We start from the raw sequence: 25380 nt of genomic DNA, 5'->3' as shown, positions 1-25380 counted from the left end.
TAATTAACCAATGTGATACATTAATTATCAAATAAGGACGCATGAATGAGGTGGTTGGCATCACGTTAACGGCAAGGCAAGTCGAAATATTAAAACTCGTCAAGATGCATGCGCCGATTACTGGCGATCAGCTTGCGGAGATGCTGGGGACAGGTAAGCCGACGCTGCGTGCGGATTTATCGCTGCTTGTTATGCTGCGACTCTTGGAGGCGAAGCCAAGAGTGGGCTATTTTCCGGGGACCGCGGCGCAAGGAAGAGAACAAGTGCTTAATCGCTGGGAAACCGCGTGCGTGAAGGATGTACAAGGGATGCCGATCAGCGTGACGGAGACTGCTTCTGTGCATGATGCCGTAATTACATTATTCATGGGTAATGCCGAGGTCCTCACCGTTGTGGATGAGAACCGGCATTTTGTAGGTGTCGTGACACCGAAGGATTTGCTCAAAATCACGCTTGGCAGCAGCAATGCAGCCACGATTCCGGTAAGTATGGCGATGTCTCGTCTGCCGGTTATTGCAGCGGTGCAAGCTGATCAACCGCTGATGGACGCGGTGAAGAAGATGCTCGTGCAGGAACTGGACGGCTTACCGGTCGTTTCAGGTGAAGAACAGCCCGCGAATCGATATGAGGTCGTAGGGTGGATCAGCAAAACGAATATCCTCCGCTGGATGATGGAGCTGGAATCGGACAGGCAGGGATAAGGAGGCAGGACGTTGGGGATCGCGGGGAAACGAGTACAGCCGATTTATATTTGCTCGGATGCGGTTGGGGAAACGGCGGAAGCGGTTGTGAAGGCGGCGATGCGGCAGTTCGCTTTTGAAGATGTGAAATTGATTCGGTGCGGCCATATCAAGTCGGAGGATGAAATTGTCCACATTGCCTCGGAAGCAGCCCGGGCAGGCGGATTCATCGCCTATACGCTGGTGCAGCCGGAGCTTCGCGAAACGATGAGAGAGGAAGCGCTTCTTAAGGGCGTGCGCGCCATTGATGTATTAGGCCCGATGATGCAAGCTTTTATCGATACGTTCAATGATTCGCCGAAACGACAACCCGGCCTGCTCCATACCCTCGACGATGATTATTACCGCCGCATTGAAGCGATTGAATTCGCTGTGAAATACGATGACGGCAAGGATACGAAAGGGCTGCTGCTCGCTGAAGTTGTCATCATTGGCGTATCCCGTACTTCGAAAACACCGTTAAGCATTTATCTCGCTCATAAAGGCATTCGAGTAGCGAACTTGCCGCTCGTGCCGGAAGTCAAAGTGCCCCAGGAGCTTTATAAAGGCAACCGTCTCGTGGTTGGATTAACGATGCAGCCGGAGAAGCTTTCAGGAATACGAACCGAACGGCTTAAAGCGATGGGACTCCCCTTCTCTGCGAAATACGCATCCTCAGAGCGCATTGACGCTGAACTTACCTACGCGCAATCCATCATGAAGTCGTTAAATTGTCCGGTTATTGATGTCACCGAGAAAGCGATTGAAGAAACAGCGGGCATCATTATTGGTTGGCTGCAACAAGCAAACTGAGGAGGCAGATGTACGATGGAGCGGGAACTGGCACTTGAAATTGTACGGGTAACGGAGCTGGCAGCCCTTGCTGCTGCTCCTTGGATGGGCAGAGGAGACAAGCATCGTGCCGATGAAGCGGCGACGAATGCGATGCGGGGCATGCTGGATTCCGTCTCGATTCGAGGGACGGTTGTCATCGGGGAAGGCGAGATGGATGAGGCGCCAATGCTCTACATTGGCGAAGTAGTTGGAAGCCTCCAAGGACCGGAGGTGGATGTGGCAGTAGATCCGCTGGAAGGGACTGAGCTCGTTGCGAGAGGGCTCAATAATGCGATGGCCGTCATTGCAGTGGCACCGAAAGGTCGACTGCTGCATGCGCCGGACATGTACATGGAGAAGCTTGCCGTTGGGCCGGCGCTTGCCGGAAAGCTGAGGCTGGAGGATCCAATCCGCACGACCGTGGAGAAAGCGGCGCTTGCCCTTCACAAGCAAGTTTCGGACCTAACAGTTATGATCCTTGATCGTGAGCGCCACGCAGAGCTAATCAGCTCGCTTCGTGAGGTCGGCGTACGCATCAAGTTTCTGTCTGACGGCGACGTTGCAGGCGCGATTGCCCCGGCTTTCCCTGAGGCGGGCATCGATTTGTACGTTGGCTCGGGAGGTGCACCGGAGGGAGTGCTTGCAGCTGCCGCGCTCAAATGCCTCGGCGGCGAGATTCAAGGCCGGCTCATGCCGCTGAACGAGGAGCAGGAGCAGCGCTGCAGAGAGATGGGACTCTCCGACCCGCGCAAGCTGCTGCGGATGGAGGACATGATAGGCAATGACGACGTCATCTTCGCCGCAACCGGAGTCACGCCTGGCGAGTTTCTCGGCGGTGTCTCCATGCTGCCGGATCAACGGGCCGAAACCCATTCGATCGTGATGCGAGTGAAGACGCGTACCATTCGGTACATCAAATCCCAGCATTATTTGCCGAACAAGCCGATATTGGGTCAGCTATAGCTGACAAAGGCTTTAACCAAATAAAGGACGCTGCCGGGCAACCCCTTTAACTACAAGGGATTGTTCGGGCAGCGTCCTTTTTGCACCTGCATCATCGTCCGAGGAATAGGCTACTGTAATAAGAAATGTACTTAGACTTCATCTGTTCCGTCGTTTGTCCGCGATCGTCGGTGAAGTAGAGGAACGAAATCGGACTCATGGAGATCGTAATATGGAAGGCTGCGAATTCGGTATCCACGTTGGGTGCCAAGCCGGTCGCAACAGCTTCATCAAGCAATTTCTTCAGGACGCCTGTCACAAATTGAAAAGGCGGTGAGCCGAACATATTTTCCCGATCATCCGAACACCAAGCATCCGGCTGAATCGCATTAAACCACTGCATTTCGGTTGCGAGAAAATCAATCCAGCGCGATAGAAACGTTTCCATTCGTTCGCGTACCGGCAATTGTGCCTCGAGCGCAAGATAATCGGAAATATGGGATGCAAATCGCTCGAAGCTATCCGTGAGAAGTTCCATGCAGAGCTCGGCCTTGGAGGAATAACGTCTGTACAATGTGCCTTGGCCGACGCCTGCGCACTTGGCAATCTGATGCATGCTGACGCTATCCACACCATGTTCATGAAACAGCTGGGACGCTGTATCGAGTATGAGCTCGCGGTGTCTGGCGGCGTCCTTTCGTTCGCTCCGTTGCTGCATATGCCATGAACCTCCTGAAATTGAAAAAAGTTCACATTGTCTTTCATTGACAATGCGCCTAGCGTTAGGTAAGCTGTATTTAAAGCGGACAATTGTCCATTTATAAAAAACCGAGATGTTCCGAATCAGGTTCGATGCCTTCATTGTACTCCTCTCCATAGGAAGGGTCAATGTAAGTGCGAGGATCAGAAGGAGCATAGGACGGGTAAAGGGAGCTGGAGAGTACCATGTCTGCACAAGCAACATCAGCTGCAAGAAGCGAAGAGCCGTTTTCCATTCGGAAAATATTAGGGCCGCTGGCAGCAATTATTATCGGGATTTTCATGGTCGTGCTGGACGGAACTGCTGTTAACGTGGCGCTTCCGGGTTTGCTTAAAGAGTTTGACACGACGTATCAGGTTGTATCCTGGACCGTTACAGGGTATGCACTGGCACAAGCAGCGGTCATCCCGCTTGCCGGATGGTTGTCTGACCGTTTCGGCGCAAAACAAGTGTTTCTCATCTCCGTATTTCTGTTTACGGTAGGCTCGCTGCTTTGCGCGTTGGCAACATCTGTTGAGACCTTGATTATTTTCCGTATCGTTCAAGGGGTCGGCGGAGGTATGGTGCTCCCGGTTGCGATGGCTTTCATTTATCGTCTTAGCCCACCGGAGAAGGTTGGCGCAGTTATGGGTATGATGGGGATTCCGATCCTTCTTGCTCCGGCGCTTGGACCAGTACTTGCAGGTTACCTGGTTGACTATGTCAGCTGGAAATGGTTGTTCCTGATCAACATTCCAATTGGTGCATTTGGCGTATTCCTTGGTATTCGCTCATTGCCTCGCATCGAGCGTCAAGCTGTAGCCGCACTTGATAAGCTTGGTTTCCTCTTGGCTCCAATCGCTTTCGCCGGTCTTTCCTACGGTGTTAGTGAAGGTGCAGTAAGCTGGACGGCATCGAAGACGATTATCGGTATTGTTGTTGGAGCAGTAGCACTTATCTTGTTCGTTATCGTTGAACTCAGACGTAAAGATCCACTACTTGAGCTACGTGTTTTCCGTTCGATGGACTTCACGAAAGGGATTGTCGTGCAATGGATTTCCCAAATCGCATTGTTTGGCACGATGTTCCTAGTTCCACTGTTCCTGCAGCAAGCACAGCACTACAGTGCATTTGACACAGGACTCATTATGCTTCCGCAAGCAATCGCCGCAGGTTTGTTCATGCCAATCGGCGGGATGCTCTACGATAAGATCGGCGCAAGACCGCTTGTATTCGCAGGGATGCTGCTAGTAACAGTAGCGGCATACATCTTCTCTCATGTTGATGCAGAATCCGGCAAAATGATGATCATGGGGCCGCTGGCCTTGCTCGGAGCAGGAATGGGCATGTCGATGATGCCGCTGAACACGCATCTGATGCAATCGGCACCGCGTGATCTCGTCAGCCGCGTAACTTCCCTTACGAATGCTGCGCAGCAAATCATGACTTCATTTGCAGTAGCAGGCTTGGCAACCATTCTTGCTAAACGCATGGTGTTCTACGGACCGACGGCTAAGAGTGAGCTTGAAGCTTATTCGCTCTCATTCGGCGATACGTTCCTGATCTTGACGTTCATCGCGATCTTCGGCGCTGTACTGGGCTTATTGCTCCGCAAACCGGCACCGATTGCCGGTGAAGAAGGCAACAAACAACCGGAAATGATGATGCATGTAGGTTAATTGCAACATTTGCATCAAATAAAAGAGGCTGAACAGGTGGGGATCCCACTGGTTCAGCCTCTTTTCTCATTGTCTCACCGCAATATTAGAAAATTCGCCAATCGAGCGCGGTCGACATCGTCTCCAGCAAATGGACGCCTGCGGTGCTGTTTCCTTTGGTGCCGAGTGCCGGACCGATGACACCGATGCCGTACCGGCCGGGAACAAGGGCGAGAATGCCGCCGGAGACGCCGCTCTTCGCCGGGATGCCGACTTTAATCGCAAATTCGCCGGATGCGTTGTACATGCCGCACATAATCATGAAGGTTTTGGCGATTTGCACGTAACGCTTCGGTACGATTTGTCGACCAACCAGCGGATCGAAGCCGTCGAATGCCAGAAGCAGCGCCATACGTGCAAGCTGATTGCAGCTGACCTCGATGGAACAATGTTGGAAGTAGACGCGGAGCACATCTTCCACGTCAATTTCGTCACCGAGCACTTCGTTATCCTTTAGGAAATAAGCAAGCGAGCGATTTCGATGTGCCGTTGCAGATTCGGAACGGAAGACATCTTCGTTGACGGACAGCGCTGCACCGCCTGCCGCTTCCGCGAAGAAGGCCAGAATGCGCTGCGTCTTGGCCGCAGGTGTATCGCCGTGAATCAACGAACTGATCGCGATTGCACCGGCATTAATAAGCGGATTAAACGGCTTGCCCGGTTCAACGAGCTCAAGCTTGAGCATTGAATTGAAGTCGTCGCCGGTCGGCTCCATGCCAACTTTAGCAAATACACCGTCTTCGCCGTTATCCATTAGGGCTAGGAGAAGTGTGAACACCTTCGATATACTCTGCATGGTAAAAGGAAAGTCAGTCTCCCCAGCACTAATCGTCTCCCCGCCGGCACCCATAATCGTAACACCCAGCGCATCCTCAGGCGCCTTAGCAAGCTCCGGAATATAGGAGGCTACTTGCCCTTCGCTGGCATGCAGCCGGCTTGCGTTTACCCATAACGGCAGCGTTTCCCGCAATTGCTCCATCATCATTGTCGCCCCATCCTCTTCGCTGTCCTTTTCTACTTCATAGTGTACGGCTCACCTGAGTTGCTCTGCAAGAGGAAATCGAATTCCCACTATCTGAGAGCTTGGCCAATCGTGTACAATGATGACAGGAATCAACCTCATTATTGAAAGCAGGAGGCTCTATGATTAAAATCCTACTTTTCGGCTTGTTATGGTGGCTGACAGGCAGTCCGTTCCTTGCTGTTCTTGTCCTTCTAGCCCTGCTTTATGTACTGGACCGCAGGTTCGTCGGACTCACGCCAAGTTTCGTGAAGCCGCTGCGCAGATTCGGTACAATCAGAAGGCTGCGCCAGCAAATCCTCATGAATCCAAACGATATTCCAGCCAAACACGAGCTCGCTCGACTGCTGATAGAACGCAAACGTTATAAAGAAGCGAAGGAATGGCTGATGCCGCTGCAGGATGCACTGGAGCACTCCGCGGAATTCTGGGATGATCTCGGTGCTTGTCTCAGTCAGCTTGGTGAAACGGATGCAGCCGAAGCGGCAATTGGCAATGCACTTTCGATCAATCCGAGAGTGAAGTACGGGACGCCCTACTTACGCTTAGCTGGGATTCATGCCAGAAGCAATCCAGAGAAGGCAATCGGACATTTGCAATCCTTCCGCGCCATTCATTCTTCTTCCATCGAGGCTTATTATAAGCTGGCTCTGCTCTATTCACAGCTGGGACGTGCGGAAGATGCGAAGCAAACACTGGTAGAATGCGGAACCCTGTATCGAGCTTTGCCGCGTTACAAGAAACGACAAGAGCGTAAATGGGCACTTCTGGCCTTTTTCAAAAGACTTTCTTCCTAAAATAAGCGGTGTCAGCATGTTTCTTACGTGCTGACACCGCTTTTTTGCGTTAAAATCCCCCATATTTAGCTCGTAAAACCCATTATTGTTCAATTCTTTCATTGTCACTCTCTATGAAATCGTACATAATTGAGAGAAATATCGAATTTGATCGGAGAGTCTGTCGAAATGCGGCGTAATGCGTGGCTTCTTGCCATCTTATTGATCGCGCTGTTACTTGGCGTCAATAATACCATCTATTATTTTACATCCAAGGATTCACTGGAAGACAGCCTTGAGCATGAAATGGAATCGGTTGCAAAACAGATTGAAATTTCCATTGAGCTGTCCCGCAATGGCGCAGAGAAATATCAGGAGCAAATCGGCCGCGAGCTTCGCGCTGTCTCGATCGCAACCCAATTCGCACTGAGTCCGGATGTCGAGAAAGTGTCCAACTCGCAATTGGTGGAGCTCTCGAAGAAGCTTGATATGGTTGGCATTACGCTGCTCAAACGAACCCAAGACAATATCATCCTATATAAATCGTCCAGTCCGAAACAGATCGGATACAAGACAAATACGTGGAAGCCATGGTATCAAGCATTCAACCAGCTGTTCGATGAACACAAGGTTACGATTGACTGGGGCCAGCATTTAACGAACTTCTGGACAGGACCTTTTGAGTTTGCCACGACTGACACAAGCTCTATTCAAAAATGGGGCTACTATTACGACGGTACGACCAACTATATGATTGATCCCTATATCAGCTATGACAGCAGGCAGCATGCTTACGACGATGCAACCGGGGTTGATAAGCTGATCTCTCTGACGCTCAAAGAGAATAAATCGTTAAGTGAAATTACGATTATTAATCCGGAGACATTCGGAGATGGCGATAAAACAACCATTACCGATAACGGTGACGTTCTCAAGCACAAGACGCAAAATGAAATCATCAATGGAACATATAAGTTTAAGGATCCTGATGATTTGGCTAACGTGAAATTGGCGAATGAGAAGAACATTAAGGTTTATCAGAATGATGTCATCAACGGCAAACATGTTATTAAGCTGTTTATTCCGGTTGATATCCAAACCAAATCGGCGAGTATGCTTGATAAGAATGGCGAGCCGCTAAATCGCTATGTGATTTCGCTTGTTTCCGATTATGCGACCATTCAACAGACGCTGGATAAACAGTTTATCAATATAGCGCTGATTATCGGCATTGTAACTGTGCTGAGTTTAATCTTGGTCTACTTGTTCGTCTCTGCTTACCGCAAATCGCAGGATAAGTTGATTCGTAAGGCGCAAGAGACGTATTTGGATGAAATAAACGGATTGTTCCAGTCGATTCGCGCTCAGCGGCATGATTTTGCTAACCATGTGCAGACCATTCACGCGTTGGCTGAGCTTGGCAAAACGGAGGAATTGAAGTCGTACGCGGCAGAATTGACCGGCGAGATCAGACAAATGAACGATATTATCGATATCGGCAATCCGGCAATCGCTGCGCTCATTCGTGCGAAGGGTTTGCAGGCTGAGATGCTCAAGGTAGAATTCAAGGCGGATTTCAATGATATCAATAAGCTGGAGCTTGGGATGAAGTCGCTTGATATGACAAGGCTGCTCGGCAATCTGATCGATAATGCGTTTGACGAGGTGCTCAATTACGCAGAAGGTCAACGCACGGTCCACATCGAGGCATGTCAGAGAACCGGTTATTATGAGTTTGCCGTAAGTAATACTTGTTTGCGCGCAGCCGAGCTTGAGAATAAACCGTTATTCCAGGCAGGTTATACGTCGAAGAAAGGCAGTCATTCCGGACTTGGCTTGCACATCGTGAAGTCCATCGTGGAGCAGTACAAAGGTGCCATAAACCTTGCCATCAATGAACCGAATACGGTGACATTTATCGTGAAAGTGCCTTATTAAGAGTGACTGTTTTTGAAAATCATGCCAAGCCTCTTGCCCGGAATTGCTGGTCCGGACAAGGGGCTTTTTTTATTCTCTTCATGTCTGTCCCAGTTCAAAGCGAAACCGTTTGTGAATGTGGTATAATGGTTGGAATGGTTATTGAGGAACGGGGGACGCATCGTGAGCACGTTTTTTCAACTGGATGAACAGCGGCTGCAAGCTTTGGAAACAGCTGTCGCAAGCAGCATCCCCCTTGAGGTGATGCAGCTTGGCTTTGATTATTACCGCCGGGAGAAGGTGCTTTCCGTTCAAGTGATGGAAGGAACCTCTGTATATGGAACCGTCAAGGATGCTGCAATTTTTGCCGTTACGCTCGACTGCGATGAATTCGGTTTTAGTACTTGTACTTGTCCGGCTAAAGGATATTGCAAGCATATGGCTGCTGTTTTCTACGCTTACTATGACTATGCGGGAAGAAGTGCGGACGAGGTGCACAACCGTGTGTTGTATGGTCGCGATCCGATGTTTACTGAAGGTCAGCGGGGGGCTGGGGATACGATCCCTGAAGCGGCTGTCATTGCTGCGACTAAGACCGGTCTCGAAGGTGACCCGCGTCTATGGCAGCAAGATATGGAAGCGAAGCACGGCGAAGTATGGCGGCAATGCAGGCACTCCCTGCATCCGTTGCAGCCGGTTTTGTCGGCGATTAAGGCGGTTTCGAAGAATTGGGATGAAGGACTGAGACGGCTGCACTGGATGCATGGCATTATTTTTGTCGTGGAGCAGACGGAACGGGCCTATTCGATTACAGACAGCTACAGCCGTTACTATTATGAGATGGCTTTCGCGCGGATGACGGAGCCTTGGATCAATCAATATCACGAGCTAGCAGGAGAACTTACACCCGATACCATGACGGACATTGAACGTGTCGGGGTTGAACAATTACTTGAGCTGTTCCATGAACGGGAAATGGATCGTGAACACCAGCTCCACAGATGGGAGGCGCTGTATTTCTCGATATGGGGGCAGCTGGTTCACGATTCCGGCTGGACCGGCAAGGAGAAGCATTGGCTGGAGATGAAGCTGGCAGAGGAAAGAAACGCTGGACATGCGAGCTTCTTCGCTCCTATGGCAATGGCTTTTCTCGCTTATGCGGAGAATAACGACGACTATGCCATGGAGCTGCTTGCCAGAACCCCATTTAATCGGACGGCGCTGCTTGCATGTGATTGTGCACTGCAGCGGCTTGAGGAGCGGAATTGGGAGAAGCTCGAGAACTGGATTCGGTACTTGTACGGCGGCTTATCGATTGAGCGGAAATCCAAGGCGTTTGGACCGTTCTTGTCCATGTGCCGGCTTGCTGATCTTCAGCAGCCGGACAATCCGAGCTGGCAGCAGTATTTGGTTTCGTTCCTGCCGTACTCGTACTCGGCGTTGACGGAACACTGGTTGGATCGCAAACATTATGAGAAATGGGCAGATCTGCAGCTATTATTCGGCATCGAGCCAGATGAGATGGATATCCAATTGGTGCGGGAAATCAGCAAGGCAGCTCCCCGCGTGCTGTATCCGCTGTATCATCAAGCGATTGACGGCGCGATTCGTTCGCGTAATCGACAAGGCTACAAGCAAGCGGTCAAGCTGATGAAGAAGCTTGAGAAGCTGTATAAAGCGGAAGAGCATAACGATAAATGGAGCCGCTATGTGGATGGTATCGTACGAAAGCATGGGCGCCTGCGCGCGCTGCAGGAAGAGCTTTGGAGGGGTAAAATCATCACATGAGAGGGTACACAGGAACTGAATCGGTCGTCGTTGACGGATTTTGGAAAGAGGGCGAAGGCCTTGTGCTTGCAGCTGGGCATGTAGCTGGATTAACGCTTCGTCTGCGCCGCCTTCTCTTCGCTTGGCACGAGGCTTCTTGGTTTGGCGCAGAGATCGAAGAACGTACGGACGAGCGGCTCAAACGTACCGAGCTGCCGTTGTCGCCGGCGATTGCGATGGATTATTTGTCCTCCCCGCAGCCGGTTAGGCTGCTGCAAGTAGAATGGACTGACAGACTGCACACGCTGGCGAAGCTTGCTGTGATGCTGCGCGAGGCGCTGCTCCACGGCTGGTTTTCACCGGATTGGTCGCGTTGGCAGGCTGAAGCGAGAGCTTGGCGCTTGGATGTACCACAAGGCGAAGTGAAGACTCGCAAGGATTGGATGCAGCTTGCCGCTCAGCTCGATGAGCAGGGAGATATCGGCTCGGTACAAGGGTGGCTAAGCGGTATCGTGGAGGAGCTAATCGCTTCCGATGATTCGGTTGGCGCGGCTTGGCGAAACGCCGCATCTCAAGCTGGTGAAGGTGCGCTATTGATGAAAGCGGCCGATGAGGACGATTGGCTGGTCTCCATCGGAATGAAGCAGGATAATGCGCCTTTCCGTACTGCTCTGCAGCTGCTTGAGCCCAATGATGGGCAGGGCTGGCGGCTGCGTCCGGCAGTTCGGGACCGTGAAGACAGCGGTCGCTGGATGACACTTGCGCTTAACGATGATGTGTCTGATGTGCAAGGGGAAGGACGATTTGTGCTGTCGGAGGATGCTCCGGAAGCATGGCGGGAGCCTTTTGCCGAGCGGATGCGTAAGGAAGAGATGAAGTGGGCGGCGGCGCTGCCGGAATGGGTGCTCTCTGGGGAAGTTTTTGACCATGGAGATGAAGGACTTATCCGCATTGAGCTGAACGATGCGCAGGCGTATGCCTTCTTGGAGCAGGAGAGCGTGAAGCTGCTTGCCGCAGGTTGTTCCGTGCTGCTGCCATCTTGGTGGGAAGCGGCGCGAAGCCGCCGAATGAAGCTGAAAGCAAAGGTAAGATCGTCTGTCGGTTCTGCCGAGCAGTCGATGTTCGGCCTTCAGCAAATCGTTGATTTTGACTGGAAGCTTGCCGTTGGCAATGTCGATATGACGGAAGCGGAGTTCATGAAGCTGGCGTCTGAGAACCGCAGGCTGATGCAAGTTGGCGGCGAATGGGTACATCTTGACCCCGGCGATGTGGAACGGCTTCGCAAGTGGTTGAAGAAGAATGGCGGGAAACGCGGTTTAACGATGCGCGATGTGATGGAAATGCATCTGCGCGGCGGAGCAGAGCTGGAGCCGGAGGATGAGCTTCAAGATGCTTTGACAGCCGAGATTGAGCTGAACGAGCATTTGGCAACTTGGATCGGACAGCTGAATGAATCGGCGGATTTGCCGCTTATTGCTACACCGGATGCTTTCCAAGGGGAGCTTCGTCATTATCAGCTGCAAGGGGTATCATGGCTCGCATTTCTGCGGAAGTTCGGACTTGGCGGCTGCTTAGCAGATGACATGGGGCTTGGCAAAACGATTCAGTTTACAGCTTATCTGCAGCATGTATTGGAGCATGGGAGCTTCGGCCCGTCGCTGCTGATCTGCCCGACGTCCGTTATCGGCAACTGGGAGAAGGAACTGGAACGTTTCGCACCGGAGCTGCGTGTCATGGTTCATTATGGGCCGAAGCGTATGCGCGGAGAGGAATTTGCGGCGGAAGCGGCAGAGGTTGACCTTGTTATAACCTCGTACACGCTAGCTCCAATCGATGAGGATGAGCTTGGCGCTGTATCGTGGGATGTGCTTTGTTTGGATGAAGCGCAGAATATTAAGAATTACTATACGAAGCAATCCTCCGCGATTCGCGGGTTCTCCGCGCATCACCGGGTCGCGCTGACAGGTACGCCGATGGAGAACCGGTTGACCGAGCTGTGGTCGTTGTATGATTTTACGAATCCGGGTTATCTTGGGACGCTGACTGAATTCCGTAAAGCCGTTGTGCTGCCGATTGAGAAGGAGCGCGATGAGGCGCTTATCGCAGAGCTGCAGCGCTGGGTGAAGCCATTCATGCTGCGCCGGTTAAAGAAAGATCCTGCCATCGCGCTTGCGCTGCCGGAGAAGAACGAGATGCGTACGTATTTGTCGCTGACTGTGGAGCAAGGTGCGCTGTACGAGAATATTGTGTCTGAACTGATGAATCAGCTGGAGGCGGTCGGTGCACTGCAGCGCCGGGGTATCATACTCTCTGCGCTTACTCGCTTGAAGCAGGTATGCGATCATCCGAGCTTATTAATGAAGGAAGATCGGACGCTATTCCCCTCAGCGTGGGATCCGGAGCGCTCGAATAAAGTGCTCCGCGTGCTTGAGATGGTGGAGGAGATTGCGGCGGAAGGCGAGCGCTGTTTGATTTTCACGCAGTATGTGGAGATGGGATCAACGCTCAAGCGGCTCATTGAAGAGCGACTGGGCATTCCGACGCCTTATCTGTACGGCGCAGTGCCGAAGGCGGAACGGGACAACATGATCGAGCGGTTCCAAAATGAAGCCGAGCCGGGCTGTGCATTCGTCCTGTCGCTGAAAGCCGGTGGCACCGGACTCAATTTGACGGCGGCCAACCATGTTATCCATTTCGATCGCTGGTGGAATCCTGCAGTCGAGAATCAAGCGACGGACCGCGCGTTCCGGATTGGCCAGACGCGTAATGTGCAGGTGCACAAATACGTAACGCTCGGCACATTGGAAGAGCGAATTGACGATATGATTACGCGGAAGCAGATGCTCAATGATCAAGTCGTGAGCCAATCGGAGAATTGGATTACCGAGATGTCGACTGACGAGCTGCGTGAGCTGTTCTCGCTCCGTAAGCATCGGCTCAAGGGCTAAGCGATAGTGAGGTGCAAGGCAACCGATGGAAGAATGGACGGGTAATCAAGTGCATGATGATGAAGTAATGGAAGCACTGAAGGCAGAGGCAGACACGGTAGCGGGATTGGATGCAGCGGTGGAAGTTGCTGAGGATCGGGATGCTGGAGTAGACGCCACTGATGATGCGGCACGTGTGAATGACGGCGCTGGCGCGGATCAGGCCAAAGCTGGAGAAGTTGAAGCCGAGCGCATAAGTGGCGCTGGTGAGGGTCAGGTGAAGGCTGGAGAAGTTGTCGCGGGTCACGCCAAGGCTGCTTCACCTGCGGTTGATGTATCGCAGAGGGCTAGCCGCCTCCATCTAAGCGGTCAACTGTCGGAAGCTGGGCTGGCTGAATCGAATACGCCGCAAAACTTAATCGGCCCAGCCGAGGCCGCACCGCATTGGCGCGAATTTTATGGCGCGATTCGCGCGGCTGTTCAAGGAATGCGTGATGGTGAGTAGTCTCACCATCTGCCATAGTGTTTGTAGAGAAGACGGCGATGGTTATCGTCGTCTTTTGTTGTTGCTCGTGGGTTGTCTCTGTTATATGTGATCGTGATGTAGAGCTGTGTAGCTCTAGGAGCCACACTTGTGTTCTATTTGAGCATTCTCTGAACTCATCGAAAGTAGCTCACCAGGAGATCCACATCAGCACAACCACATCGATTTCTAGCCAATTTAGCTCACCAGGAGAGCTTCATTACTCAAGTACGCTCGCTTAGAAGTGTTGGCCGAGGAGCCGAACTTGCGCTTCATCGGCCACTTCCATGCAACTACACTTACATGGCGAGCAAAACTAAACACCAACTTCATTTTTCTTTCCCCAGCAAATTCTTTATAATAGGAAAGGGAGTTATTTCCTTATCTCATTCATACATGGAAGAGGAGCTGTGAAATCAAGATGAAGTATACCTATTTGGGACGTTCTGGTTTGAAGGTTAGCCGCTTGTGCTTGGGAACGATGAATTTCGGAGTCGATACGGACGAGCAGGAAGCGTTTCGGATTATGGATGCGGCGCTGGATGCGGGCATCAACTTCTTTGACACGGCGAATATTTACGGTTGGGGCGAGAATGCCGGCCGCACAGAGGAAATCATCGGTCGTTGGTTCGCGCAAGGCGGCGGACGCCGCGAGCGTACCGTGCTGGCTACGAAATTCTACGGCGACATGAGTAACAAGAATGATGGACCAAACCGCGATGGCGGCTTGTCTGCTTATAAGCTTCGCCGTCACCTGGAAGCATCGCTTCAGCGCTTGCAAACCGACCATATCGAGCTGTACCAAATGCACCACGTTGACCGCAACGTAAGCTGGGACGAGCTATGGCCTGCATTCCAAGCGGCACAAACACAAGGCCAAATCGGCTACGTCGGCGCCAGCAACTTTGCAGGCTGGGATCTTGCCGTCGCACAAGGCGAAGCGAAAGCTCGCGGAATACTCGGACTTGTGTCGGAGCAACATAAATATAACTTACTTTGCCGCTTGCCGGAGCTCGAAGTGCTGCCAGCAGCACAAGGACTTGGCATCGGCGTCATTCCATGGAGTCCGCTCGACGGCGGTTTGCTCGCCGGAAATGCTCGCCGCGGCAGTGCAGGCAAACGCAGCGGCGATACCAATCGCCTCGAGAAACACGCTGCACAGCTGGAAGCATACGGTGCACTATGCGACGAGCTTGGCGAACGCGAGGATGTGGTCTCGCTCGCATGGCTGCTTTCCAACCCTGCCGTAACAGCGCCAATCATCGGCGTGCGTACAGCGGAACAATTCGAAAGCTCACTGCGTGCAGTGGAGCTTGAATTGGACGAGTCGACACTGAAACGGATCGATGAGATTTTCCCTGGTCCAGGCGGAGAAGCGCCGCGCGCATACGCTTGGTAGGATACAAATGTCATGAAACCTTACATTAAGGATATTATTCTCTGATTGAAAACGCTGCCCACAGGATTTTGACCTCCTGTGGGTCGTTTATTATTATCCCTTCCCTCACATCCCCGCCTAAAAGTATCCCAAACTCGTTGTAATTTCGACCTCCTGCGTTCTTGCCGCTCCCTCTATAATTCAAAGTGTAAGGAAGAGCGGTAAACAAATATACGATTACACATTGGGAGGTCTTTTTTATGAAGAAAGGTTTTACAGTCGCGGCAGTTACTCTAATGTCGGCATCTCTAGTACTTTCCGCTTGTGGTTCCAAAGACGACAACAACACAAACAACGCAGCGACTAACGCTGGAACAACTAATAATTCAAAGAACGAAACACCTGTGGCAAAAGACGTTACGCTTTCCCTGCGTCACACGCAAATTAAAGAAACAAGCAAAGTGCGTCTTAAAATTTTGCAAGATGTAGTTGCCAAAACAGAACAAGATAACGCAGGCCTGAAATTCGAACTCGAAGGAATCGACGAAGTCGTTAACCGCGACCAGAAGCTGAAAGCGGAAATGGCAGCAGGCAACCCGCCTGACATCTTCGAAGTATTCGGCGGCGCGGACTTGAACCTATACGTAAAAGCAGGCCGCATGCTCGACCTGACGCCAATCATTGAAGAGCTTGGCATCAAAGACAAGTTTGCAAGCTTGGATGAGTTCACTGTAGACGGCAAAGTGTACGGCCTTCCATTCGGCGGTTACAGCGAAGGCGTTTTCTATAACAAAAAAATGTTCACAGAGTACGGCCTTGAAGTTCCAAAAACATTCGCAGACCTGATTAAAGTATCTGACGCTGTAAAAGCAAAAGGCAAAACGCCATTCGCGCTTGCGGCCAAAGACGGCTGGGTTAACGGCATGTTGTGGAACACAGTGATGGAGCGTCACGTTGGCATCGACGCATTCAGCAAGTTGGTGACTGGCGAAGCAAAATGGACAGATCCTGATTTCGTAGCTGGCTTCTCGGATTACGCAACACTAGTTAATAACGATTACTTCACTAAAGGTGCTCTTGGCTTGCCATATGCGGAGCAAGGCGCGCAATTCCTGAAAGGCGACGCAGCTATGGTCTTCACAGGAAGCTGGGATGCAAACCGCTTTACCGGTGACGAAGCAGGCGACCTGAAAGGCAACATCGGTTACTTCTCCTTCCCGTCCATCGATGGCGGTAAAGGCGATCAAACGTCAATCAATGCGAGCTATTCGAATGGTTTCGGTTTCTCGGCTGACCTGGACGAAGATCAAAAAGCAGCAGTAACGAAATTCATCGCGAACTTCTTCAACGAAGAAATCCAAAAACGCACGCTTCTTGAAGACAAAGTACTTCCTTCCATGAAGCTGTCCGATCTGTCCGGCGTAGATCCGTTAATCTCGGATGTTCTGAACGTAATGGGCGGCGCATCGACTTCTTGGAAAGCATTTGACGCAATCGTGCAACCAAGCGTTGGCGCTGATGTAGGTGTAGGTCTGCAAGAGCTTATCGGCAAAGTGAAGAAGCCGGATGAAGTAGCAGCGAAAATCCAAGCGTCCCAAGAGAAAGCAAACGCGCAAAAATAAACGCTGATGCAGTGGTGAACGCTGCACAGAAGCTACAACTTGTATGATGAATGGAGGGTGTCCTGCCGTAACAGGCACCCTCTTTTTATACGCCTAACCTGCTAGGAGGATTCCGATGAATCAAGCGCTGAGAAACCCATGGACCTATTTGGCTTTTGTCGTCCCAACACTTCTGTTATACGGTTTGTTCTTCATTTATCCGGTCATTGTGTCTTTCATTTATGGATTTTATCAATGGGATGGCATTTCCGAGAAAGTATTTATCGGTATCGATAACTTCACAAGATTAATTCACGACGAAGTGTTCTTGAAATCGCTCCGCAACAACTTTTATTTCATGGCTTTTTCCCTTATCGTCAACATTCCGCTCGTGTTCCTTATTGCCATTATGGTAAGTAAAGCGAGACGCATGCGCGGCTTCTATAAATCAGCTGTATTCGTACCGGTTGTTATCTCCACGGCAACGGTTGCAATCTTGTTCGGCGTGCTGTACAACTATGAGTCCGGTATGATCAACCAGGTGCTGCGCGCAATCGGCGGCGAAAGCTGGGCGAAGGAATGGCTCTCCGATCCGCATCTGGCGATGCTGTCGATTCTGATTGCAAACGCTTGGCAGAACATTGGTTTCTTCATTGTGCTTTGTCTTGCAGCGATTCTGAATATTCCGAAGGAAATCGGCGAAGCTGCGAAGATCGATGGGGTTAATGCTTGGAGTGAAACGTGGAAAATCACATTGCCGCTCGTGCGTCCGATTCTGTTCGTGATGCTGCTGCTCACCGTTTCCGGTACATTAAAAGTGCTTGATATTGTGCAAATTATGACCAATGGCGGACCGTTCCAGTCTACTGAGGTGATGTCGACCTATGCGCTCAAAATCGGCTTCCGCTCCTTGGAGCTTGGCTATGGAAGCGCAATCGGTGTCGCGATGTTTATTCTTATCTTAGCGATGACGGCGATCTTGCAGCGCGTATCGAAATCCGAGGAGGTGCAGTACTAATGGAACGCGTCATGACAAACGGCAAAATTACACCAACGCGTGATACGGCCAGCAAACTGCACCGTTCGAACCGAGTACGAAACAGCCAGTGGCCGCTTCATCTCTCGCTTTGGGTTTATGTGATCGTTATCCTTTTCCCGCTATTGTGGTTGCTCCTGTCTTCCTTCAAGACCAATCGGGAGATTACGGTCAACACATGGGCATTGCCATCCACGTTTAACTTCGACAACTATAAGGCTGCTTGGGAAAGCGCCCATATCGGCCAGTATGCTTTTAACAGTCTCATTGTAACGGTGGCTGCTTGTCTGCTCACCATTGTGCTTTCCTCTGCAACGGCTTTCGCCTTGTCCCGGATGAAATATAAGGCGATGAGCAAGAAGATCTACGCGTTTATACTTATGGGTTTGCTTGTGCCTCCCGGTGCGCTGTTTATTCCGCTCTACCGTTTAGTGAACGATCTGAATCTCTACGATACGCATCAGGCGCTCATTTTGGTATACTGCACTTATGCTTTGCCAATTACAATCTTCATTCTGTATGCGTTCATGCAATCTGTTCCGTCGGAACTTGAAGAAGCCGGCATTATGGACGGGCTTAGTGCTGCGGGATTGTTCGCCAGAGTGATCATCCCGGTTTCGATGCCTGCGCTCGTTACGGTCTTTATCCTTGCGTTCATCGGGAACTGGAACGAATATATACTTTCACAGCTTCTCGTCACGACAGAATCGCTGCGTACGCTGCCGACCGGTATGGCGACCTTCAATGACGGCTACCGGACGAATTTTGCATCACTCTCTGCGGCGGTCATTATCAGCATCATTCCGGTGCTGCTCGTCTACATGTTCCTGCAGCGACAAATTATTGACGGTATGACAGCGGGCAGCGTAAAGGGCTAGACTTCGCACACAGACTGGGGCGGACTCGCTCGCTCGTGGCGAGAAATGTAACCATAAAGGAGCCGTTCCATGAATCTGCGTCCGAAGCTGCTGCTTGCTTTCATAGGTTTGATTGTCGCTCCGCTTATTTTTCTAGGCATCGTGTCCTTTCTTAATTCGGAGCAGCTGCTTGAGAAGAAGTACAGTGAGCAGACAGAAATTACGCTCAAGGCAGTTGGCGGCAATATTCGTTATTTCTTCCGGGAGCTGGATCAGCTCAGCGATATCAGCGTTACGAACGCAACCGTTCAAGATGCGCTGCGCAGCTCCCGGAATTCGATTAATGATGCCAGCAGACTAATAGCAATCAGCCAATACGAGAAGTCGCTCGGAAAGCTGCTGTGGCAAAATCCGGCGCTCAGTATGGTGATGCTTTACGGCGAGGACGGGACGATGTTCCGTTCTTATCGTAATGATCCGACTACGTTTAAGAACATCACGTATGATATGCTGAAGAACCATGCCATCTTCCCAGAAATCAAGCGCTATAACGGTAAGCCGATGTGGATTGGTCCATACGAGCAGCCAGGATTGACAGGCACAGGTGCTGCCTTATTTACGCAGCTGCGAATTGTACGAGACATGGAAACGTTCAACGAATCCGGTATTATGGTAACGCAGGTCAAGACGGATGAAGTGGATAATATGCTGCAGGATTTTACGCTGTCAGGGGAACAAGAGACACAGACACGATACTTAATCATCAACAGCGGCGGACTGGTGATGCTGGATAGCAAGCATCAATTAGAGGGAAGATACGCAAGGCATCAAACACAGCTCGAGTTGGAGCATACGCAGCGATATATAAGCTCCCGCACCATGTTCAATCATGAGGATTCTCTTGTCTCGGCGTATAACCTCGACCGCAGCGGGTGGATCCTTATTTCCGTCAAGTCATGGGAGTCGCTCACGAGCGAGAATATACGTTTCGTGCAGTGGATTGGCGGCATTACGCTGCTTTGTTTGATTTTCGCGATTCTATTCAATATTTTCTTCGTTAGTCGGGTCGCGAAATCCATCATTCGGGTTGTTCGCAAAATGCGTCTCGTGGAGCAGGGCATGATGGATACCCGCGTTCAGGCAAAAGGCAAGGATGAAACGGTGCTCCTCGCCCGAAGCTTCAACAGTATGGTTGAGACGATCGGTCGCCTTCTGAGCGAGGTGCGCACGGAGCAGGAACGGAAGCAGCGCGCCGAGATGATGTTGATGCAGGCGCAGATCAAGCCGCATTTTCTGTTTAATACGCTGGAATCGATTAATGCGCTCGCAGCACAGAATGAGGGCGGAAAAATCATGCAGATGGTGCGCAGATTGAGCATCCTTCTGCGAACGAGCATGCATCATTCTGAGATTATTACGGTGCGCCAAGAAGTCGAGCATGTTCGCAGTTATTTGGAAATTCAGAAATACCGCTTCGAGGATGTATTCAGCTACGAGCTGTTGATCCCGGATGAGACGCTTGATTATACGATATTGAAGCTGTCGCTTCAGCCGCTTGTCGAGAACAGTATCCAACACGGATTCGAAGGACTTGGCCATATCGGCTTAATTACGATCTCGGTCCATCTGGAAGAAGGTGCTGTCATCTTTACCGTTTCCGACAATGGAATTGGCATGAATGAAGCTGCGTTGAAACGGATTAACGGACTTAGCCGCGCTGAAGAGAGGGACCTCGATTTGAATGTTGCTGAGCAAGGTGAGAGACGCGGACTTGGACTGCGAAGCGTCGCAGATCGGCTGCGCATTCATTATGGATCGCCATATGGCTTGCTCCTATGCAGCGGGGAAGATTACGGCACCATTATCCGGATTAAGATCCCACGGAACAGAGGTGAACGGATATGAACGGAAAAGTGCTGCTTGTCGATGACGAACAACATATTACTCGCAACCTAGAGAAGGTTATTCCATGGAGTATGCTTGGGCTTGAAATAATAGGCACCGCGAAAAATGGCGTGGAGGCCCTTCAGCTTCTGCAGGAGGAGCCTGCGGACTTGATTCTATGCGACATCCGGATGCCGGTCATGGACGGACTTGAGCTTGTTCGTCGGATTCGCGAGCAGGGGATGGCTTGTGATATTATTATGCTTTCGGGGTACCAGGACTTCTCCTATACGAGGTCTGCGATTCAGTATGGCGTGAAGGATTATATTCTCAAACCGATTCCTTACGATGAGCTGACCGGGGTTATCGCCCGCGTCATGTCCGAGCAGCGTAACAAGCGGCAGCAGGTGAAGGAAGAGCAGCGAAAGCTTGATCGGATGATCGATTTGGCGAATGAGAAAATCCTGTATGATGTCCTGATGGATTATACGGATATTACCCCGGACAATTGGCTGATGGCCGGACAAGAGCAGCAATTAGGAGAGCCGCAGTATACCTTACTCGTGCTAGATATCGATGCAGGTTCGGCAGACGCACGTGACTGGCGCGAATGGCCGGACAAAGAGCGGAAGATATGGAACTTTGCCGTGTGTAATGTGCTGCGCGAGACGCTGCAGCTGGCAGGACTGCAGCATGCCGTCATCCAAATGCGTGATGGGGAATGGTGTGTCTTGATCCATGGCGAGAAGGCTGTGGATGGCGGGAACAGTTCGCCGGAGTCGCGTGAACTGCAGGTGAAGCAGTGGGCTGACATGCTGCTTGCATCTGTTCGTAAGAATGCCAAGCTGCAGCTTCATGCTGGCATCTACGATAAAGTAACGGCGATGAATGAGCTGTCCAAGGCTTATAAAACCGTGCAGCGAGGCATGCAGCTGTCTACGGAATCGATGCCGATTGCCGTATACGGCAGCGAGCTGGCAGGCGGCTTCGATCCGGGACGCACGCTGTGGGATATTGCGGAGCGGTTGATCGGCGCGATGAAACGCGGCGATGCAGCCGGCGTAGATGATGAGCAGAAGCGGCTAGCGGAGCAGCTGCATAAGGCAGGCGGCAGTGCGGAAGGCCGGCTGAAGCCGATGCTGCATTTTCTGGCTTTGCATTTGATGCGGGAGCTGAAGGAAGCGGATCTGCTGCCGCGCGAACAGGAAGAAGCGATGTGGCGGAAGATGGATTTGCATTTTGGCGTGAAGGATTTGTTCGCCGCCATTCGTCAGGCTTCCAGTGAAGGCGTCGCTCGTTCGACGGATAAACGCAAGCATTCCGAACGGCAGATGACCGATGCGAAGCAGTTCATGGACCGTCATCTGTTCCATGATCTCAGCGTAGAGGAGGCGGCTACGTATGTGGGCTTGTCGACCTCGCATTTCAGCTTGCTGTTTAAGCAAACGTATGGCGAAACGTTCATCGAATACATTACGCGTCAGCGGATGGAAACAGCCAAGTCGCTGCTAATCGAAACGCCGAAGAGCGTCGCGCAAATTGCCAAGGAAGTCGGTTATGCGGAACGGCGGTATTTTACGAAAGTGTTTATGAAGTATGCGGGGCAGAATCCGACGGACTACCGACTGGTGGTTCAGGGGGGCGGATCGCTTCAGGCTGTTAACGAGGAAGCTGAGGAAGAGCATTAACGGGAGAGGTGCTGTCGAACCATGGGAGAGCAAGTTCAGGTGGAGTGGAAACAATTTAGTTTGCGGGAGAAAATCGGACAGCTGTTTGTGTTTGGGTTTCACGGACACGAACCGTCCGCAGAGATTGAAGCGCTAATTGGGGACTACGGCGTCGGCGGTATTATCTATTTCACACGTAATATCGTGGACGCGAAGCAAGTGCATGCGCTGTCGGCAGGTTTGATGGCATCGGCTGAGCGAGCAGGCAGATCGCCGATGTTTATTGCGGTGGATCAAGAGGGCGGCATGGTGTCGCGTCTTGTGAAAGGCGTTACGCTGATGCCGGGCAATATGGCACTTGGCGCAGCAGGTTCTGCAGGAGGCGTATTTGAATCGGCGGCTATGTGCGGCGAACAGCTGCGCGCACTCGGCATTAATTTGAACTATGCGCCTTGCATCGACGTGAACAATAACCCGGACAACCCGGTTATTAACGTTCGTTCGTACAGTGATCGACCGGAGGTTGTCGGCGAGCTTGGTTTGGCGGCAGTTCGCGGTTATCAGCGCTCGCGCGTTTCGGCTACAGTGAAGCATTTTCCGGGACATGGCGATACGAGCGTCGATTCACACCGGGATTTGCCTGTTTTGACACATGATCGGGAGCGGCTTGATTCGCTTGAACTGGTGCCGTTCAAGATGTCAGCCGGCGAGACGGATATGATTATGACGGCGCATGTGTGTTTGCCCGCGCTTGACCCGTCGGGCGTACCTTCGACGCTGTCGCAGCCTGTGCTGACAGGCTTGCTGCGCGAGGAGCTGGGTTATGAAGGCGTCATCGTGACGGACTGCTTGGAGATGAATGCCATCGACAAATTCTATGGCCCGGCGCGCGGTGCTGTTATGGCGCTGCAGGCAGGCGCGGATATGGTGCTGATCTGCCATACGGCGACGAAGCAGCGTGCGGCCATTGAAGCGGTCGTTGCCGCGGTTGAGAGCGGCGAACTGACCGAGGCGCGCATCGATGCTTCATTGGCTCGCATCATGAGCTTGAAGGAGAAGCGTGCTGTTGGCGAGGCGCTTGCGCCATGGGCGGAGGTTCAGCCGACGCTGGATACGCCGGACCAACAGGCCGCAGCCCGCCACTGGAGCGAAGCATCGGCGACGCTCGTGAAGAACGAGCGCGGACTGCTGCCGCTTCGCCGCGATGCGAAGACGCTCGTGCTCTGGCCCGAGATCGTGACCGTGTCGGAAGCCGATGAGCTGCTGACCGATGACGGTACACTCGGGGGCCGACTCGCGGCGCGCATGCCGCATGTGACGGAGCGACGCGTTGGCGCTGCCGACGCGCTGCATGATCTTGCGGCGTTCGAGCAGATCGTGTTCGTGAGCTACGACGCGGCGAAGCACGCAGATGAGCGCGAGCTCGCTGCGCGGTTGCTCGCGGAAGCGGGAGATCGCACGGTTGCGGTGTCTGTCCGCAATCCGCTCGATCTGCTCGTGTACCCGGACGTACCGGCATTCCTTGCCGTATACGAATGCCGTCCACTCGCGCTGGAATCCGCGGCAGGTGCACTGCTCGGCGAATTCACGCCGACAGGCCGACTGCCGCTGACATTGTCCGCGCAGTATCCGTTTGGCTGGCGCTGGGGCGAGTAAAAGGTTTGAAATGATGTAGAGCTGCACGGGCCATGGGCCTTGTGCAGCTTTTTTGGTTTGTTCTGCTGGAGGTAGAACACTTCGCAGGAAAAGTAGCGAAAGCGAGAGTGGCTCAAGGAGCAACACAGTGCCTGTAAAGCGGCGAAATGCGAGAGAGAGTAGCTCTAGGAGCAACACATTCCCGGAAAAGTAGCGAAAGCGAGAGTGGCTCTACGAGCAACACATCGTATTGAAAGTAACCAAGCAGATACCGCACATTTGCAGAATTCCGGGGAAACGAGAATAAGAGAGAGCGCAAACGCCAAAGAGGATCCCGCAGTGATCTACATGAGCGGAAATCCGGTGGAAACCGCCAAAGAAGATCCCGCAGTGATCCACATGAGCAGAACTTTGGCGGAAAAAGCCAAAGAAGATCCCCCAGGGATCTACATTGCTGTGGCGGCGGCGGGATCTCGTTGCGTGAAACTATTCGCATGATCGTGAACCTTGAGTGGTAATCATTAGTAATTATTCTTTCACATATAGCTGACTTTTATGGAGTACTTATACGGACATATACCCGTTCTCCATGCTGCTCCACGACTACGGGCGATTCGAAGAAGCTGCTTAGTCCGTCTGTTGTCAGCACATCTGCTGTTCTTCCGCTGCGGACCACTTCGCCACCTCGGATGAGTAGTGCGTGCGTAAATACTGGCAATATTTCCTCTGTATGATGGGTGACGTAGATGAGCGTCGGAGCGGAGTCACTGGCGGCGAGATCCTTGATGCTATCAAGCAGCCGCTCCCGGGAGAACAGGTCAAGGCCGTTGCACGGCTCGTCCAGAATTAATACGCGAGGCTTCGCCATCAGCGCGCGGGCGATGAGCAGCTTCTGCTTCTCGCCTTGCGAGCAGGTGCGGAATTCTCGATTCCACAGATGAGCGCAGCCCAGCATGTCCATCAGCGATCTTGCGAATGCCAGATCTTCGTCGGAAATGTGATCGTATAGTCCGATCGTTGCATGCTTGCCGCTGATGACGATGTTTTGTGTAAGGTCCGAGGGGTAAAGCTTCTCCTGCAACGACGTGCTGACCCAGCCGATCTCCTTGCGGAGTTCCCTCAGATCAAATTCGCCGAAACGATGCCCAAGTACGCTGACTGCCCCTTGGGTCGGCCAGATGTAGCCATTTATGATGTTCAACAGCGTAGTTTTGCCAGAGCCATTCAAGCCTAGCAGCGCCCAGTGCTCGCCGGGTGAAACCTGCCAACTTACATCGTTCAGCAGCGTCAATCCCTTTTGGCGCCATGTGACGTGTTCTATATCGATAATCATCGGATGCCCTCCAATCCTTCAATGCTGGAATTTTACATCAGGTTGGAATGTCATGGCAATAGAAGGGCACGCACATGCGCAACAAAAAAATCGTCACAACTCCTGT

General features: G+C 52.0%; 20 protein-coding genes. 17 read left to right on the top strand and 3 right to left on the bottom strand.

Annotated elements, in window-relative coordinates:
- Positions 1-41 precede the first annotated feature (41 nt).
- From AC506A_RS19945 to glpX, 3 genes are read left to right on the top strand one after another with little or no spacing between them, the layout of a single operon-like run.
- Positions 42-701 carry a CBS domain-containing protein gene (locus tag AC506A_RS19945; RefSeq protein ID WP_495462753.1) on the top strand — a complete coding sequence of 220 codons (660 nt, stop codon included), beginning with the start codon at positions 42-44 and terminating at the stop codon, positions 699-701.
- An 18-nt stretch (positions 702-719) separates the two neighbouring features.
- Positions 720-1532, top strand: a complete 813-nt coding sequence (locus AC506A_RS19940) for a pyruvate, water dikinase regulatory protein (protein WP_495462840.1) — start codon at positions 720-722, stop codon at positions 1530-1532.
- 15 nt (positions 1533-1547) lie between these two features.
- Positions 1548-2516: a class II fructose-bisphosphatase gene (glpX, locus tag AC506A_RS19935; RefSeq protein WP_495462752.1), complete on the top strand. Its 969-nt coding sequence runs from the start codon at positions 1548-1550 to the stop codon at positions 2514-2516.
- A gap of 91 nt (positions 2517-2607) precedes the next feature.
- On the opposite strand, the gene AC506A_RS19930 is transcribed toward glpX, so the two are convergent.
- Positions 2608-3213 carry a TetR/AcrR family transcriptional regulator gene (locus AC506A_RS19930; RefSeq protein ID WP_495462751.1) on the bottom strand — a complete coding sequence of 202 codons (606 nt, stop codon included), beginning with the start codon at positions 3211-3213 and terminating at the stop codon, positions 2608-2610.
- A 227-nt stretch (positions 3214-3440) separates the two neighbouring features.
- Between AC506A_RS19930 and AC506A_RS19925 the strand changes: the two genes are divergently transcribed.
- Complete coding sequence (locus AC506A_RS19925) at positions 3441-4913, top strand: DHA2 family efflux MFS transporter permease subunit (RefSeq protein WP_495462750.1); 1473 nt, start codon at positions 3441-3443, stop codon at positions 4911-4913.
- 85 nt (positions 4914-4998) lie between these two features.
- Here AC506A_RS19925 and glsA read toward each other — a convergent pair whose 3' ends face one another.
- Complete coding sequence (glsA, locus tag AC506A_RS19920) at positions 4999-5937, bottom strand: glutaminase A (RefSeq protein ID WP_495462749.1); 939 nt, start codon at positions 5935-5937, stop codon at positions 4999-5001.
- A 158-nt stretch (positions 5938-6095) separates the two neighbouring features.
- Here glsA and AC506A_RS19915 point away from each other — a divergent pair, with 158 nt between their 5' ends.
- From AC506A_RS19915 to AC506A_RS19855, 13 genes are all read left to right on the top strand, one after another.
- Entirely contained in the window at positions 6096-6770 is a 675-nt protein-coding gene (locus AC506A_RS19915) for a tetratricopeptide repeat protein (protein WP_495462748.1), read from the top strand.
- A gap of 168 nt (positions 6771-6938) precedes the next feature.
- Positions 6939-8687 (top strand): sensor histidine kinase, encoded by a 1749-nt coding sequence (locus tag AC506A_RS19910; RefSeq protein ID WP_495462747.1) that lies wholly within the window; start codon positions 6939-6941, stop codon positions 8685-8687.
- Positions 8688-8849: 162 nt separating this feature from the next.
- Entirely contained in the window at positions 8850-10454 is a 1605-nt protein-coding gene (locus tag AC506A_RS19905; RefSeq protein ID WP_495462746.1) for an SWIM zinc finger family protein, read from the top strand.
- Positions 10451-13381 (top strand): DEAD/DEAH box helicase, encoded by a 2931-nt coding sequence (locus AC506A_RS19900; RefSeq protein WP_495462745.1) that lies wholly within the window; start codon positions 10451-10453, stop codon positions 13379-13381. The genes AC506A_RS19905 and AC506A_RS19900 overlap by 4 nt, the downstream gene beginning before the upstream one ends.
- A 25-nt stretch (positions 13382-13406) precedes the next feature.
- Entirely contained in the window at positions 13407-13865 is a 459-nt protein-coding gene (locus tag AC506A_RS19895; protein ID WP_495462744.1) for a hypothetical protein, read from the top strand.
- Between the two features lie 439 nt (positions 13866-14304).
- Entirely contained in the window at positions 14305-15282 is a 978-nt protein-coding gene (locus tag AC506A_RS19890) for an aldo/keto reductase (protein WP_495462743.1), read from the top strand.
- A 239-nt stretch (positions 15283-15521) separates the two neighbouring features.
- A complete protein-coding gene (locus tag AC506A_RS19885; RefSeq protein ID WP_495462742.1) occupies positions 15522-16883 on the top strand; it encodes an ABC transporter substrate-binding protein in 1362 nt (453 codons plus the stop codon).
- 115 nt (positions 16884-16998) lie between these two features.
- A complete protein-coding gene (locus AC506A_RS19880) occupies positions 16999-17880 on the top strand; it encodes a carbohydrate ABC transporter permease (RefSeq protein WP_495462741.1) in 882 nt (293 codons plus the stop codon).
- Positions 17880-18776: a carbohydrate ABC transporter permease gene (locus AC506A_RS19875; RefSeq protein WP_495462740.1), complete on the top strand. Its 897-nt coding sequence runs from the start codon at positions 17880-17882 to the stop codon at positions 18774-18776. The genes AC506A_RS19880 and AC506A_RS19875 overlap by 1 nt, the downstream gene beginning before the upstream one ends.
- A 69-nt stretch (positions 18777-18845) precedes the next feature.
- Positions 18846-20660 (top strand): sensor histidine kinase, encoded by a 1815-nt coding sequence (locus tag AC506A_RS19870; protein ID WP_495462739.1) that lies wholly within the window; start codon positions 18846-18848, stop codon positions 20658-20660.
- A complete protein-coding gene (locus tag AC506A_RS19865; protein WP_495462738.1) occupies positions 20657-22327 on the top strand; it encodes a response regulator transcription factor in 1671 nt (556 codons plus the stop codon). The genes AC506A_RS19870 and AC506A_RS19865 overlap by 4 nt, the downstream gene beginning before the upstream one ends.
- Positions 22328-22348: 21 nt before the next feature.
- Positions 22349-23962: a glycoside hydrolase family 3 protein gene (locus AC506A_RS19860; protein ID WP_495462737.1), complete on the top strand. Its 1614-nt coding sequence runs from the start codon at positions 22349-22351 to the stop codon at positions 23960-23962.
- Between the two features lie 318 nt (positions 23963-24280).
- On the top strand, positions 24281-24439 hold the full coding sequence (locus tag AC506A_RS19855) for a hypothetical protein (RefSeq protein WP_495462736.1): 159 nt from the start codon (positions 24281-24283) through the stop codon (positions 24437-24439).
- 55 nt (positions 24440-24494) lie between these two features.
- Here AC506A_RS19855 and AC506A_RS19850 read toward each other — a convergent pair whose 3' ends face one another.
- Positions 24495-25274, bottom strand: coding sequence for an ABC transporter ATP-binding protein (locus AC506A_RS19850; RefSeq protein WP_495462735.1), 780 nt, complete (start codon positions 25272-25274; stop codon positions 24495-24497).
- Positions 25275-25380: the final 106 nt, after the last annotated feature.

It is taken from the genome of Paenibacillus sp. N22P23, from assembly GCF_059383735.1.
The sequence above is the reverse complement of the archived record's forward strand: the minus strand, read 5'-3'. Positions and strand labels throughout refer to the sequence as shown.

What these genes read in the sequence shown, in the direction of transcription:
- AC506A_RS19900 (WP_495462745.1), top strand. Translation starts at nt 10,451, where the DNA reads ATGAGAGGGTACACAGGAACTGAATCGGTCGTCGTTGACGGATTTTGG.
- AC506A_RS19915 (WP_495462748.1), top strand. Translation starts at nt 6,096, where the DNA reads ATGATTAAAATCCTACTTTTCGGCTTGTTATGGTGGCTGACAGGCAGT.
- AC506A_RS19880 (WP_495462741.1), top strand. Translation starts at nt 16,999, where the DNA reads ATGAATCAAGCGCTGAGAAACCCATGGACCTATTTGGCTTTTGTCGTC.
- AC506A_RS19870 (WP_495462739.1), top strand. Translation starts at nt 18,846, where the DNA reads ATGAATCTGCGTCCGAAGCTGCTGCTTGCTTTCATAGGTTTGATTGTC.
- glsA (WP_495462749.1), bottom strand. Translation starts at nt 5,937, where the DNA reads ATGATGATGGAGCAATTGCGGGAAACGCTGCCGTTATGGGTAAACGCA.
- AC506A_RS19850 (WP_495462735.1), bottom strand. Translation starts at nt 25,274, where the DNA reads ATGATTATCGATATAGAACACGTCACATGGCGCCAAAAGGGATTGACG.
- AC506A_RS19890 (WP_495462743.1), top strand. Translation starts at nt 14,305, where the DNA reads ATGAAGTATACCTATTTGGGACGTTCTGGTTTGAAGGTTAGCCGCTTG.
- AC506A_RS19945 (WP_495462753.1), top strand. Translation starts at nt 42, where the DNA reads ATGAATGAGGTGGTTGGCATCACGTTAACGGCAAGGCAAGTCGAAATA.
- AC506A_RS19875 (WP_495462740.1), top strand. Translation starts at nt 17,880, where the DNA reads ATGGAACGCGTCATGACAAACGGCAAAATTACACCAACGCGTGATACG.
- AC506A_RS19860 (WP_495462737.1), top strand. Translation starts at nt 22,349, where the DNA reads ATGGGAGAGCAAGTTCAGGTGGAGTGGAAACAATTTAGTTTGCGGGAG.
- AC506A_RS19885 (WP_495462742.1), top strand. Translation starts at nt 15,522, where the DNA reads ATGAAGAAAGGTTTTACAGTCGCGGCAGTTACTCTAATGTCGGCATCT.
- AC506A_RS19895 (WP_495462744.1), top strand. Translation starts at nt 13,407, where the DNA reads ATGGAAGAATGGACGGGTAATCAAGTGCATGATGATGAAGTAATGGAA.
- AC506A_RS19865 (WP_495462738.1), top strand. Translation starts at nt 20,657, where the DNA reads ATGAACGGAAAAGTGCTGCTTGTCGATGACGAACAACATATTACTCGC.
- AC506A_RS19930 (WP_495462751.1), bottom strand. Translation starts at nt 3,213, where the DNA reads ATGCAGCAACGGAGCGAACGAAAGGACGCCGCCAGACACCGCGAGCTC.
- AC506A_RS19925 (WP_495462750.1), top strand. Translation starts at nt 3,441, where the DNA reads ATGTCTGCACAAGCAACATCAGCTGCAAGAAGCGAAGAGCCGTTTTCC.
- glpX (WP_495462752.1), top strand. Translation starts at nt 1,548, where the DNA reads ATGGAGCGGGAACTGGCACTTGAAATTGTACGGGTAACGGAGCTGGCA.
- AC506A_RS19910 (WP_495462747.1), top strand. Translation starts at nt 6,939, where the DNA reads ATGCGGCGTAATGCGTGGCTTCTTGCCATCTTATTGATCGCGCTGTTA.